General features: G+C 63.6%; 10 protein-coding genes. 3 read left to right on the forward strand and 7 right to left on the reverse strand.

Annotated elements, in window-relative coordinates; genetic code table 11:
• Positions 1-94 precede the first annotated feature (94 nt).
• Positions 95-631, reverse strand: coding sequence for a GNAT family N-acetyltransferase (locus tag ACZ2GY_RS03170; RefSeq protein ID WP_277357015.1), 537 nt, complete (start codon positions 629-631; stop codon positions 95-97).
• Between ACZ2GY_RS03170 and ACZ2GY_RS03175 the strand changes: the two genes are divergently transcribed.
• Complete coding sequence (locus ACZ2GY_RS03175) at positions 611-1,060, forward strand: hypothetical protein (RefSeq protein WP_471672960.1); 450 nt, start codon at positions 611-613, stop codon at positions 1,058-1,060. The two genes, ACZ2GY_RS03170 and ACZ2GY_RS03175, sit on opposite strands and share 21 nt — an antisense overlap.
• Before the next feature lie 205 nt (positions 1,061-1,265).
• Positions 1,266-2,255: a copper resistance D family protein gene (locus ACZ2GY_RS03180; protein ID WP_471672961.1), complete on the forward strand. Its 990-nt coding sequence runs from the start codon at positions 1,266-1,268 to the stop codon at positions 2,253-2,255.
• 42 nt (positions 2,256-2,297) lie between these two features.
• Here ACZ2GY_RS03180 and ACZ2GY_RS03185 read toward each other — a convergent pair whose 3' ends face one another.
• Together ACZ2GY_RS03185 and ACZ2GY_RS03190 are read right to left on the reverse strand one after the other, a co-directional pair.
• A complete protein-coding gene (locus ACZ2GY_RS03185) occupies positions 2,298-2,951 on the reverse strand; it encodes a class I SAM-dependent methyltransferase (RefSeq protein WP_471672962.1) in 654 nt (217 codons plus the stop codon).
• Positions 2,952-2,991: 40 nt separating this feature from the next.
• Positions 2,992-4,023 carry a matrixin family metalloprotease gene (locus ACZ2GY_RS03190; RefSeq protein WP_471672963.1) on the reverse strand — a complete coding sequence of 344 codons (1,032 nt, stop codon included), beginning with the start codon at positions 4,021-4,023 and terminating at the stop codon, positions 2,992-2,994.
• Between the two features lie 202 nt (positions 4,024-4,225).
• On the opposite strand from ACZ2GY_RS03190, the gene ACZ2GY_RS03195 reads away from it, so the two are divergent.
• Complete coding sequence (locus tag ACZ2GY_RS03195) at positions 4,226-4,876, forward strand: SDR family oxidoreductase (protein ID WP_471672964.1); 651 nt, start codon at positions 4,226-4,228, stop codon at positions 4,874-4,876.
• 70 nt (positions 4,877-4,946) lie between these two features.
• Here the strand turns inward: ACZ2GY_RS03195 and ACZ2GY_RS03200 are convergent, their stop codons facing one another.
• The 4 genes from ACZ2GY_RS03200 to ACZ2GY_RS03215 all read right to left on the reverse strand — a co-directional run bounded on the left by ACZ2GY_RS03200 (position 4,947) and on the right by ACZ2GY_RS03215 (position 13,373).
• Entirely contained in the window at positions 4,947-6,641 is a 1,695-nt protein-coding gene (locus ACZ2GY_RS03200) for a nuclease-related domain-containing DEAD/DEAH box helicase (RefSeq protein WP_471672965.1), read from the reverse strand.
• Positions 6,634-9,849: a UvrD-helicase domain-containing protein gene (locus tag ACZ2GY_RS03205; RefSeq protein ID WP_471672966.1), complete on the reverse strand. Its 3,216-nt coding sequence runs from the start codon at positions 9,847-9,849 to the stop codon at positions 6,634-6,636. The genes ACZ2GY_RS03200 and ACZ2GY_RS03205 overlap by 8 nt, the downstream gene beginning before the upstream one ends.
• The gene (locus ACZ2GY_RS03210) at positions 9,846-12,566 is read right to left on the reverse strand and encodes a PD-(D/E)XK nuclease family protein (RefSeq protein ID WP_471672967.1); all 2,721 of its coding nucleotides are present in this window, start codon (positions 12,564-12,566) and stop codon (positions 9,846-9,848) included. The genes ACZ2GY_RS03205 and ACZ2GY_RS03210 overlap by 4 nt, the downstream gene beginning before the upstream one ends.
• Positions 12,567-12,659: 93 nt before the next feature.
• On the reverse strand, positions 12,660-13,373 hold the full coding sequence (locus tag ACZ2GY_RS03215) for an endonuclease/exonuclease/phosphatase family protein (RefSeq protein ID WP_277357080.1): 714 nt from the start codon (positions 13,371-13,373) through the stop codon (positions 12,660-12,662).
• Positions 13,374-13,524 lie beyond the last annotated feature (151 nt).

Genomic DNA, 13,524 nt, shown 5'->3' on the forward strand with positions numbered 1-13,524 from the left:
CAAGTCAAACCGACTTATCCACACCCCGGCGTGGGGGTAGGCCCCCTGCTCAAGCCGCACGCCGCTCGACTGGCACAATCCCGCCAAACCCCACTCAGCCCAACGCGCGCTCCAGCACGAAGTCCGTTTCCACGTTCCGTCCAAGCTGAAACGTCTTTGCCCCCACGCGGGTGAATCCGTGCTTCTCATAAAATCGGACTGCACGGGCATTGCGGTCATTGGTGCCGAGCCAGATTCCCTTCGCGCCGGTTCCCTTCGCCGCGATCTCCAGTGACGCTTCCATGAGGTGCGACGAGGAGCCCTGTCCGTGATGCGACGGGTGCACATAGAACTTGCTCAGCTCGATGGTCGGGAAAAGCGAGAGAGAAGACCGCACCTGCTCGTCCTTGGGAAGTCCTTTGACCAACGTGCTCCAGGCAAGAAGGTGGCCGTCCTCCCGCAGGCATAGCAAGATCTTGTCAGGGTCCGCTATGTGCTGGGTGAACCGTTCCTCGGAAAGCTCTGATGCGATGAAGTGTGCAATGTCGTCGGGGTGCGACGTCGGTGGACAAGCGAGCGGGAAGGTGACGGCAGCCAGGGTGGCGAGGGGGCCGGCGTCGTTCGCGGTGGCATGGTCAATAACAACGGTCACGAAGTCAGGGTAGCGCTGATCGCCGGCCGGAACATCGATCCTGTATCGGAGATGACGAGGCCGCCCTCGAGTGTGACTACCCGCTCCGCTCGCTCCCTCACGCTGGTTGAGCTCGGCACGAGTTACAGCTTCCGGTCACTGGCCCGCGGTCCGCATGGTGAAGCGCTGGTCCTGGGCACGGACGGCTCGCTGCACGTGATTGACCCTGAGACCGCCGAGGTGACCAACAGTTTCCCGGTGATTGGGGAGTGGGAGGAACCGCTCGAATGGCAGCAACCGCGACCAACCATCTTTGTCGAAGACCACACTGCCTACATCACCGACCCGTCAACCAACTCCATCCATGCAGTTGATGTGGAATCCGGGGAAATCACCGGAACCGGTGAACTGAAGCAGACTCCGAACGAGCTGACCGCCGTCACCGGATGACCTGAGTAAATCAGGAGGACCCCGTCGCTGTGATCGATCAGCGGCGGGGTCATTCGCGGGTCCACGGCCGGGCCCACTGCGGGTCCACGGCCGCACGCTGGCCTAGGATCGGAGGACCGTCTCTGAGCTGTGCCGATGCTGAGGCGTACTGACCGTCCGGAAGGCTGGGATGCAGGTGTTCCCTCGAACAGCGCACGCTGTCGGTGTGCCCTCCCGACATTTCCTCAGTGCCATTTCGGTGGCCGTGTTGGCGGCGGCATTGATTCCGCTGGCACTTTTCGGACTGTCCGACGACGACGGCACCGCCAACTTTGTCGGCTGGACTTTGCCGCTGGTGCGCGTGCTGGTGCACCTCACGAGCCTGACGGCGATTGCACTGTTGTGCGTTGGCGTCCTGTTACCCGCAGGCAACCCCCAAGGCGACGACGCCGGTTCGGAAGTTCTCGCCCCCTTAGCCGTGCGGCTCGGGAGGCGGGGGAGTGTGGCGGCGCTGGCCGCCGTCGTCGTGTGTGGGTTGTTCCTGCTCTGGACCTACTTCGACGTGCTGGGTGAGGGCCCGTTGCAGGGGGCAGGGTTCGCGGACTTCGGGGTCTTTCTGGATCAGCTCGCGTCGGGGCGTGCGTTGATTGCGCAGATCGGATTCCTGCTGGCCAGCGCTGTCATGGCGGGGTTTGCTCGGACCTCCACTGCATTGAGAATGGCACTGTTCCTGGCCGTTGCGGGCACCACTACGCTGGCCCTCGGCGGACACGCCGCTTCCGAGTCGGGGCACGGTCTCGCGATGTTCAGCATGACCGGGCACATAGCGGCAGCATCGGTGTGGGTCGGTGGGCTTGCGGGTCTCGGATGGCTGGCGCTGTACCGGGTTGAGGTGCTGCACGCCGCGGTGAAGCGGTTCAGCCGCGTCGCGCTGATCTGCGCAGCGGTGGTCACTATCAGCGGTGTGGTCAGCGCACTCGTGCGGGTACCGGACCTGACGGTGCTGCCTGGTTCCCTGTATGGCCTGGTGCTGTTGTTGAAGGTGGTTGCGCTGGGAGGGCTGATCGGGTTCGGGGCGTTGCACCGCCGTCGTCTGCTTGCGGGAACCACATTCAGCTGTGCCGATTTCGGAAGGCTGGCGGCCGGTGAACTGGTGGTCATGGGCGCTGCGTACGGGTTGGCGGTTGCGCTGGTGGGGCTTGAACCGCCGTTGTAGATTCGGCCCGGACCGGCGCTCGCAGGGTCCCGGAACTCCTGCTCAAGGGGCAACCGCGTGACCGAGGATGTGCGCAACGCGCGGGGCCAACGGCTGAACCGAGAACCCGAAGCGCTCGTTGTCCCTGATGTCGAAGCCGGCGGCGCTGATTGCTTGCAGCGTGTCCCGGTTGGGGTGGCAGCCGCCGGCAGCTCGTTGCCACAGGGGTGTCATCACGTCCTCGAGGGCAGCGAGGACTTTCCGGTCCGAGCGGACGTGCTCGTAGAAGGCCAGAATCCCGCCCGGGCGCAGCACCCTGCGCGCTTCAGCCAGTGCAACAGCCTGGTCCGGCACGCTGCACAGTACGAGGCTCGCGACAACAGCGTCCGCACTGCCATCCTCAGCCGGAATGCTTTCGGCCGTGCCGGTGACCACTCGAACGGGAACCGGCGCACCGGACGCCCGGCGGATGGCGATGGACCTGAGGTGATCGTCCGGTTCGACCGCCAGAACCTCGGTGACCGTGCGCGGATAGTGTGCGAAATTCGATCCCTCACCGGCACCGATCTCGACCACAACACCGGTCAAGTCCGCCAGGAGCGCGCGGCGGTGTTCATCGGCGCCCCTGCGGTTCATTCCCTCCACAGCCCGGGCATAGGCACGCGCGAATCGGGGATGTTGGAGTTCGGCGGGGCCCGACTGGAACGGAACGGTCATTGGCCCACTGTGGAGCCGCGGTGAGCTGGCGTCAAGGGTCTTAGAGCTCCGGCACACACGGCCCTGCGCCGAGCTTCGCCAGACCGGCAAGATCCCCGTCTGCGAGGGTGGTCAGCTCCCGGGTCTCCTCATACATGAGCTGGTTCGGATCATCCACGTGGTCGAGACCGAGCACGTGCCCCAACTCGTGGATGACGATGGCCCTCACGTGGTCGCGCCCGCCCGGATACCCGAGGATCTCGGTCATGGCCGGCGCATCGAGCATCACCTGACCCGCCACGAGAACTATGGGCTTGTCCGGACGCTGCGCTACCTCACTGCCGCCGAGTCCGGCTGTGGGACCGGCGAGATCCGGCACTTCGGCCGGGCTGGTCCACGTGATCAGGACCGGTGCCCAGCGCTTGCCGTACAGCTCAGGTTGGTAGGAGTCGCGGCTCTCAGGGCTTGGAGCTTCGGTTGTTGGCCCGTCGAAGACGAAGGTTAGCCCGGTCGCGGCAGCCACCTCGGCAACGGCTTCCTGAACGATCCCCTCGGTTCCAGCCGGCGCAAAATCGGGACGGATCACATAGTGCACGGGCCGGCACGGGTCATAGGCGACAAATTCCTGCCGGAGGCCGGGGTACTCAAACAGCTTGTACTGAGCAGAACCTGTCGACGGCGGCGGCGTCCCCAGCGGCGCTGCTGCTGCTTCCACACCGCGCGGCGGCACGTTGGACCAGGGCAGATGTGGAAGTACATCCGGGAAGATGTCGCGCTCGAAGACGGTGGGAGTCAGATAGAGGGCAAGAACAAACGCGATGAGCACCCCGGTGCGGACCCGCAGCTTCCGGACTGAAGACCGCTCACGACGACGACGGCGGCGCTCTCCCCGAACCCGCCTCCCGCCGTTCTCAGCTGCGTACGCGCGAAGCTGTTCGTTCAGCGCTTCCTCGAGCGCCCATTGCGGAACGCGCCCCGAGCTGGATTGCCGCATCCCGCCCGACAACGGCGGCACTGACGACGACGGCCGCATCCCGCCCGACAACGGCGGCACGTCATCCTTCCGGGACCATTCGCGGTCCAGTACCCCCATGTGTGTGTCTCTTTCTCCTAGGGCAGGCCTTCCCAGAGTCAGTTTTCCCTACGGATTGTGGCTCATCTCCTGTTTTGGGCCAATCCTGCTGAAAAGCTGCGCGGCGGCAACGCCCCATTCTTTGGTGGCGGACATCCCGTTGGAATGCCCAGCGGTTTCGTGGTGTTGCCAAGGACAAGACACCCAACGAAAAGGAGCGGATATGTCACGCATTGCCATCATTGGAGGCCACGGGAAAGTGGCGTTGCACCTGTCGCGGATCCTGTCCGGAGCCGGTCATGAAGTCAGCTCGATCATTCGCAATCCCGATCAGTCAGCCGACATCGAGGACACAGGAGCGAAGCCGGTGATCGCGGATGTGACTCAGTTGACGGTGGGCGAGCTGGCCGACGTCGTGCGTGGGCATGATGCGGTGGTGTGGTCCGCGGGTTCGGGCGGCAGTAGCCCTGAGGCAACCTACGCCATCGACCGGGACGCCGCGATTCGTTCCATGGATGCCGCGAAAGAGGCCGGCGTCAACCGGTACGTAATGGTTTCCTACATCGGCGCACGGAAGGATCACGGCGTACCCGAGGACAATGGATTCTTCCATTACGCGGAGGCGAAGGCTGCGGCAGACGAGTACCTGCGCGGGACTGACCTCGAGTGGACCATCCTCGGCCCGGGCGCGCTGACCACGGATCCCGGCAAGGGAACCATCGAAGTGTCGGCCGAGCCGCAGCAGGATTCAGTGGCCCGTGAGGACGTGGCGCAGGTGGCTGCATCGGTGCTGAACAACCCGGGAACTGTTGGGAAGTTTATCCAGTTCAACACCGGCGAAACCCCGATCGCGGAGGCACTTGAGGTGGTGTGACCCCGCCGTCGTTCTTTTGCTTGTGCTGCCCCTGTGCCCGTGTGGTGCGGGGGCAGTGCTGTGTCTGAGTTCACCCGCCCACCACCGGGTTCCACACCTCGCATGTCCGAAGAGCCTGAGCGAGCTCCCTGCCGCCGCCCTGGGCAATGAGGTCTGAATTGCCCACGATGATCAGCAAACTACGCGCCCTCGACATGCCGACATAGAGCTGCTCGGCTGCCCGCTCCAGGTTCTTGAATCCGTCTACGCAAAGAATGACCACTGATCGCTCAAGTCCCTTGAAGCCGAGTACATGGCCATAGAACTCGGCTTCCTTCGCGTGGAACTCGTTCCAGTACTCGAGGGTTGTGCCGCCTTCGTGGTGCTGTAGGTGAATGGGGTGCCGATGGTTGGTGGTCAGCAGCGCTATCTGGTGCGCCGGCCAGCCCTCGTCGATCAGCGCATCCACGCAATCCGAGGCGCGGTCCAGGGCCTTTTCCGTAGTACAGTCCACGCGCCGCACCGGCATCCCGGTGTTCCCGCGCGGGGTGAAGTGCTTACCGGCCAGGGGTTTGAAGGTCAGGGCGATGCGGCGGGTGTTGCGGAGATTGTCGTCCACATGAATCGGCACCAGGCCGGCCAGCGGTCCGTTGGTGAAGTCAGCGGTTCCGCCGCTGCGGTGGTAGACATCCTGCCGGTCGTCCATGAAGGCGTAGATCTCGCTGGAGTGCGGATCCTTCAGGCACTGGAACAGTGCTTCCCACCACAGCGGCGCAAAGTCCTGAGCTTCATCCACAACTACGGCGTCAAACTTCTGGTCCATCAGAAGGTGAGCGGCCCTGTCCTTGAGAAGTTGAGGCATCTCCTCGTCAAAGTAGGACTGCCCTTCTCCGTCCGGCACCCCGAGGGACCGCACATATTCGTGAAACTCTCCGGTGAACGCCGGTTGTCTCTGCCGCCAGGAGCTCACCTTGTTTTGCAGGTGCATTCCCAGGCCCTTGTTGTAGCAGAAGACCCCAACTCGTTTGCCTGACTTACAGAGCTCCTGCGTCTTGGCGAGGGCAAGCCACGTCTTGCCGCTGCCGGCGCCCCCTGTGAAGCGGATGCGTGGGATATCCCGGGTAGCGGTCAGCAGGGTGTCCTGCCGCTCGGTCAACTGGTCCTGCAGGTCTTCGCTTTCGGCGGTGTTCGCGCTGTCACTGGGCAGGGAGTCGAATGTTCCTTCCAGCTTCCGCACAATCCGTGCCAGGTACGACGCCGCCAGCGGCGTTGCGCCGCTGGCTTCCGTTTCGATAGCGGACCGGATTTTCTCGGCTGCTCCGGTCAGGTCCTCTCGATCCAGAATCAGCGTCCGCGGAGCTCCGCTGAGCGTCCAGTCGCGGGGTACGGAGGTGTAGGGAAGGCAGGCCATGTAGGCGAAGCGGCTGGTCAGCACGTTGCCCAGCTGCCCGCCGATCCACTCCTGGAACGCATGCTTGGAGCCCTGGGATTGCACCAGCGGGCTCTGGATCGGATGTTTCCCGGAGCGGTCCGACTGGTACCACTGCCCCTTGTCCACACTGACCAGGCCATCCTTGACCTCGATGGCTGCCATGCCGACTCCGGGCCACAGGACGAGCAGATCGATCTCGTGTTCGGAGCTTCCGTGCCGTACCTGAACCGAATGCGCCAACACCACGCCATCCGGCAACGCTGCCTTCAGCACCTGCCAGACGGCCCGCTCGGCCGACTGGCCGTCATCGAAGGTGGGCTTCTCTGGGATGCAGTGGACGGTGTGCTCAGTCAATTCTGTACACCTTGCCGAGGGCCGGCAGGTGGATCAGTGTCTCGATGACCGGCTTTCCGGTCACATCGAGGAGTGCCTGACGGTACGTTTCCATCTGCCCGAGGTTTTCCTTGCGGATATGTTTCGCCGGATCCTCACCGGGGTAGCTCTTGTGGTCGATCAGGACAAAACCCTCGGGCAGTTCAATGAGCAGGTCGATCCAGCCTTCCATGTACTGGTTCTGCCCAGTGCGCCAAGAGATCGGCACCTCTCGGAGGATCGACGCTCCCGGATACATCGACGTCAGATATTCCGCGAACCGGTCGCCCGAGGTGAGGAGCAGTTCGACGTCGATGAGGTCGCCCACCTGCCAGCGGTCAAGAATCTGCTTGGCGACCCCGAGCTGCGCGGCACGATCGAGCGCTGTGTACTCCGTGCCGAGGTACGCGTGGACGGCCGAACCCACGGAGGCCCATCGTTCGTCTCCCCTGGTGGCCAGCGGGTCACCGAGGTTCGCATGCTCATGAATAAGTGCGTCGGCGTCGGTCCCGTTCGTGGTTGTCTGGGCGCTCGCCTTGATTCGCGCGGGCAGATAGGACCCGGCTAGGGGAGCGGCAGCGGCGTCGTCATACTGGATAGATGAGGCGGAGGTGACGCTCTCCGGTGCGTCCTCTGCAACGTAGGTCTGCACATACGCCGGCAGTTCCTTCCCGTTTACCGTGATCACGCCGTCATGCTTCTCGCCCGACCACTTGATCAGGCCGGTGATGCCGAGGTCATTCAACCCAAGCGGCGAGCTGCCCTTTGCGGTGAGGACGGTGGTGTTGATGGACCGGGTCATGCCCACATACATGAGGCGCGCTGCGTTGCGGCGTTCGCGGTCCTCATTGGCCATGAGGACGGCGCTCGATTTCGCTGCGGCATCCAGCGGTGAGCCCTTGTACGGGAAGGGAGAGGGCCAGAACCGGATCCAGCGTCCGGCAAGAGGTTCATCGAGGTCGAACTCGCCGTCGGACTGCACCGCCACACCGAACGCACGGGCGCCCACTTCGCGGTCCAGGCTCTCCATAATGACCACCGGCCACTCGAGCCCCTTGGCCTTGTGATACGTCATCACATTAACGACGTCGTCACCTGAGTTGTCAGAGGCAACAGCCTCCGATTCGGACAGGAACTGCAGTGCACCGCGCAGGGTTGCCGGGGCCTTCAGCGCCTTGGCGGCCTCGTAGTAGTTGTTGAACTCGGCACGCACAGCATCGAGGTTCCGCAGGCGCGTCTCGGGGGCAGACCAGGTCTTCAGCAACGCCGGGAGGCCGATGAGGCTGACCACCTCTTCGAACACCTCAGTGGGCGTAGACGCGATGGCCCGCTCATTCAGCTCCGTGAGCGCTGTACAGAGCGGATCGGCAGCCCATTGCGCGAGGGTTTCAGCAGGCTCGGGCGAGGCCAGCAACGCCTGCTGCCACTTTTCATGTGCCCGGTGCCCCGGATGCAGGGCAACAACCTCACTGAGTGCGATGGTGTCACGTGCGTCGGCAACGAAGGCCAGAGCGGCCCGCGCCAACTGCACCTCACGGGAACTCAGCAGCGGCTGGCTGTTGAGCGTTGCCCGGATGCCGAGTGCGGACAGCGCTGCTGCCACTGCCTGCGCTTCCTTATTGGTGCGCGTCAGCACGGCGATCTCTTTCGGTTCCAGCTCCGGACGCCGGCGCAACAGGTCAACGACACCGACGGCGGTTGCCGCAAGCCGCTCTTCGTCTTTCCCCGCTGTCCGGCTCCACGCTTCCAGGAACCCGCCGGTGCAGTCGGCACGGGCGTCCGGCAGACGGAGCTCCACGGACTCGCGGCTCATCCCAACGGCTGCCAACAGAGGGATGAACGTTGCGTTGGACAGGTCGAGGGGAACCTGTTCAGACCTCCAGGAGCTGCTCAACATCTCACGCTGGGTCACCTTGGAGACCACCGCATCCATCAGCTCAGGATCGGTTCCGCGGAACTCGTAGATGGCCTGCTTGGGGTCACCCACCCAGACGGCGCGATCCACGAGCCTGCTGAGCTGCAGGAAGAGTTCAAGTTGAAGGGGACTGGTGTCCTGGAATTCATCCACCACCAGGAACTGCACCCGCTGCGAGAAGGACTGCCTGAACGCCTCATTCTCACGGACGAGTTTGAGGGCCAGGGTTTCCTGGTCAACGAAGTCCATCAGGCCATGGGTGTGCTTGAAACGCTCGAACGCTTCGAGGCATTTGCCCGCACATGCGTAGATGAGCCGGATGAACTGCTCAATATCATCGTGGAACGCCGGATTGCTCAGCAGCTCTTCGGAAAATGCAGTGATCGGCTGCTCGAAGATGGTCTTGATGAGCTTTGAGGACGAGGCCGGAACAGCGCCGCGCCATTGCTCCCAGGAGACGTCCTCGACGTCCCCCATCGAGGTGATCCGGTGGACAACCTTGGGCCAGTTCTCCGCGAAGTTCTTGGCTGCCACATTGACGGGTTTGCCTGCGGGGTCGACGCCGTCACGCACCACGGCCTGAAGTTCCGGCAGCGCCAGGCGGAGGCCGTCCAGCCAGGCTTGCCTGCCGTCATACGTCCCGCGCTCCTCCAGGACGCTCTGGTAGCCCTGCCAGGAACGTTCGGCACAGGCAGCGAGGTCCTGTGGTTGCAGGAGGTTGTTGCGGGCCGCATCGCAGATACCGCGGACGAGCACCATCCACGCGTCGTCCTCCACCATGCTCATTCTGCGTGCGATCGGCAGGATCTGGTCCGAGTAGTCGGCAAGCACTTCATCCGTGGCGAGCCGGAAAATACCGTCCTGCTCTCCCTCGGCGATGGCTTCAAGTGCAGGAGAAAGACCGGCGTCGATGGCGTATTCGGTGAGGAGCCTGCTGCAGACGCTGTTTACGGTGCCGATGAGGCTTGTGGACAGTTGCTGTGCTGCTTCCTTCAGCTTCAGGGGATCCGGCGCGCTCGAGTTGTGAGAGCTCAAACTCTGTTCACTGGAGTTCTGTTCGCCGGACCCGTCAGCGCTCGAGCCCTGATCGTCCAACAGGCGCAGCGCTATGCGCTCCTTGAGTTCACCGGCCGCTTTCTTGGTGAAGGTGGTCGCCATGATGGCAGCGGCAGGTGTGCCGCCGGCGATGCGGTCAGCAATGACGTTGGTCAGCGCATGCGTTTTCCCGGTGCCGGCGCTCGCCGAAATCATCAGTACGTTGCTGAGGGTGTTCATGAGAAGTCGCCCGCCAATCCGCAGAGCCTGCTGAAGTGGCAGAACCGGCAGGGTGGTTTGCCATAAAAACGCCCGTCCGCCGTTGCCCGGGCCTCACCGGTTTCCCCGCCGTCAGCCTCGCGGGCTGTGTCCACCAGCGGCGTTGCTGAGATACGGCCATGAACTACTTCCGAGACAGAGAAGGTTACCGCTTTCACTGCGGAATCCCACAGGGCGTCCGGTCCTTCGGCTGCTGTTGCCGATCCGCCCAGCCCCGGGTGGGTGGTCGCAAAGCTGCCTTGCTTGAGCAAGTAGTAAGCGGCGGGTCTGCCCACGCCATCCGATCGATTCCCGTCGGTCGGCGCAGTTTCGCTGACATCTCCTTCGGTTTCCCCACCGAGCGCCCACTGGTACAGCGCCAACTGGAGGGCCTTTCCCTCGCGTACCTCTTCCAGACGGTACTTGTCCCGGTTGCTCCATTTCAGGTCAATGACGGCAGGCCTGCCCTCGCCGTCTATCCCCGCGACGTCGATGGAGCCTCTCACCGGAACCGACATCTGCTTTCCGTCCACGGTGAGTTCAAGGAACTTCTCGAACGGCTTCTCGACGTCCTGGATGGTGATCCCGGCAGCGCTCACCCAGGTGAAGAACTTCATCACGTTGGAGGACAGCACTGCGCGCAGATTCTTCAGCCTTGCGCTTTGCCCTGGTAGGAGAAGCTCCGATGCGAGGTGCGGCAGGAGTTTGTCGATCTTGCGGTCGATTTCCTCGGGCGTGGGGACGGCGCGGAGTTGGGCTGAGAGATCGTGATGCAGTTCCTCGACCAGCTTGTGCGCGAAGATCCCGATCATGGTGTTGCCGCTCGGCGCGCTGTCGGCATCCGCGGGCCGTAGCCGCATTTTCTTGTCGAGCACCCAGGCCAGGGAACATCCCAGCAGATTGCCGAGCTGGCTGAAGGACAGCGCGTCAGGGGCGAAATCAGCGCGCGGCTCCAGCTCGAACTCAGGAGGCGGCGGCGCTACGCGGACGGGATCGACGGGGGCCATCCGCGCCGACCGTCCTGCCAAGGCCCAACGGTTGTTCTGGACCAGTTGCACCGGTGTAACAGTGCATTCCCTGATCTGCTCGCGTAGCGATGGCCCCGAACCGGTTGCGGGCTGTGCGGCGACCAAAGCCTCAAGCAGGGGATTGTTCTCAGTGGGCTCGCCTTCCTGCTGGGCAGTCTGGACGATTAGAAGGTTCCGGCAGCGCGTCGAGGCCTGGACTGTCTGGGTGATCTGCAGCATCGCCAGGCTCTCGGGTGAGGGCAGGTGCACGCCCACCGAAGAGAGTGCCTCAATATCGGAACGGTCCCAGCGACGCGTTCGTGGCGCCGTAGCGTTCTGGAATCCCCACCACAGGACGTCATCCACTGGATCCATCAGCTCGGTGAGGTGCTCAAGCCGCAGCCAGTCGGACGCTTCGCTGGCTGCAAGCGGATTGGTGGTTTCCGCCACTACCGAGGAGATCATCCGCCGAAGGTCCGTTCGGGACACCAACGGCAGGCCGGAAATCAGGGCAATCAGCGTCTGCAGCTGCGCGTAGGTGGAGGCCAACTCGGTGCGATGACGAGCGAGCCGATTGAGCCGTTTTGCAAGCCATTCGGTCTTTGCCGCAATCTGCGTGCCGCTGACACCGTGGTGCTCGATCAGGAGATTCCGGGAGAATAGCTCGTCGAGCTCGGAGGCCTGTTCCCTGTCACAGTCGGGTAGCTCTGCGATCGCCTGCAGCGCCACGTTCCACGCTTCGCCACCGGTTCCCGGCTCCTCTTTCAGGGCTTTGAGGAGTTCGCGGCCGGCATCACGCCGTACGGGCGAGACCGGGAGTGCGAGGAACTCGCTGAGCAACTGCACATTCGCCGGACCCCAAATAATCTCCATGAAGAGCGGGATGATCTGGTCCTGTGCTCGCCAACGGGATCTGGCTCCGATGCCGATGCGCGGCAGTCCACGGGCGGAAAGGTAATGGTCCAGAATGTTGGTCTGGTGCGATACGACGACGGCGGTACTCGCCGCAGTGCCCGCAGCGCCCGCGCTACCGCTACCGCTACCGCTACCGCTACCGCTACCGCCGGCACCCAACCACCGGGCAGCGTGCTCTGCGGCTTCCCACTCAGTTTCCGCGTGCAGAACCGTGATGCGTGGTGGCGGCGCTGCGGTGGGTTCCGGCTCCACGATGCTGACGCCGCGCACTTCGAGCTTCCCGAGAATCGCCTGCCAAATTGAGGGAAAGGAGGACCGCGGGTGCTGCAGCGCAACGGCTGAGATGCCGAGCGGAAGTGGAGTTTCCAGGGCAGCCGTCAGCCCGGCGACGTCGTCAGCAAGTGCCGGAGCAAGCGGAAGTTCGACCGCCTCGGCCGCCGCCAGAGTCTGCAACAAATTGGAGGGATGGCCTGCGGGAAGACGGCCGTCCCAACCGTTGGCCACCAGGTCATCCCGCGCATAGAGGAGATCCTGAGCGGTTGACCATGGGTCCACGGCAAAGGAGGTCGAGAACCACGCTGACGAACTGTCCAGTGCCCGCAAACGCGCGGTGTACTGGTTCACGCGCCCAAGGTGCGCGACTTCTGGCCGTGTGATGCCAAGCCTGGTCTGCAGCAGTGCCACAAAGCCGAGGCGGCCCACTCGTACGGTGTTCAGGCCACCGGATTGAAAAGACCACGGCGCGCGGTCGAGAAACCAGCCGAACTCAACCCTCATGATTGCCCCGCTCCCCGTGCCCGCCGTCGCGGATTGTGCTGCCTGAGCAGCTGTCCAGTGGAATTCTGAACGTAACAGCCGCTCCTGACAATTCTAGGCGGGCTGGATCTCGTCCTCCGTGGACGGCTCCTCGACGTTGGCCCGGTAGTCCGCGAGCACGAGGATCGGCAGGTGGTCGGACGCCCCACGCGGCAGGGTCTCCACCTTGTCGATTTCCAGTCCGCGCGACGTCGCAAAGTCGAAGTGTCCCCGGAAGACCATGCCGCGGGTGTAGGTTCGCCGGTCGCTCAGCGACAGATCGTAGCCGGATTCGTTCATGCGCTCGGTGAGTTTCTGCGTGAAAAACGGGTAGTTGAAGTCGCCGACCATCAAGGTGGCAAAACCGTCCCCCATGCTCAGGAGTTCGGCATGCGCGGCATTGATCTGATGTCTGCGCAGCGAATTAGAGGCCGTCAGGGGAGCCGCATGGAAGGACCCGGCCACGAGCGTGTTGTCCGTCTGCAGGTCGAGGAGCTTGACGCCGATCAGCCGCTCGTGTGCAGGCGTGAGCACACGGTCATGCAGGGACTTCTTGAGCGAGAAGGAGTCGGCACGGACCATGTCGAAGCGGTCGCGCCGATAATACATGGCGAGTCCCAGCCGGTTTTCCTTGGTGGCGGTTGCCATCTGCAGCCCACCAACGACGTCAGGCAGGTCCGATGCATCGCATTCCTGCAGGCACAGCAGATCCACCTCGTAATCCTCGGCGAGGGCTTCGAGCTCACCGCGCGCCTTGTGCTCACGAAGGTTGTAGCTGATGGTGCGTATCAGGACCGGACTCCTTTGGCGATTGACGGCAGCAGCAGGTTCAGTCTAAACACTTCCAGGCTCCGGAACCGCGTCAGGAGTGCCGCATCTGCGCAGGATCGTAGGGACGTCCCCACGATCCTGCACAACAACGGCGCCTTTGCGGAGCAGC

This window comes from Arthrobacter sp. KKT183 (assembly GCF_055657625.1).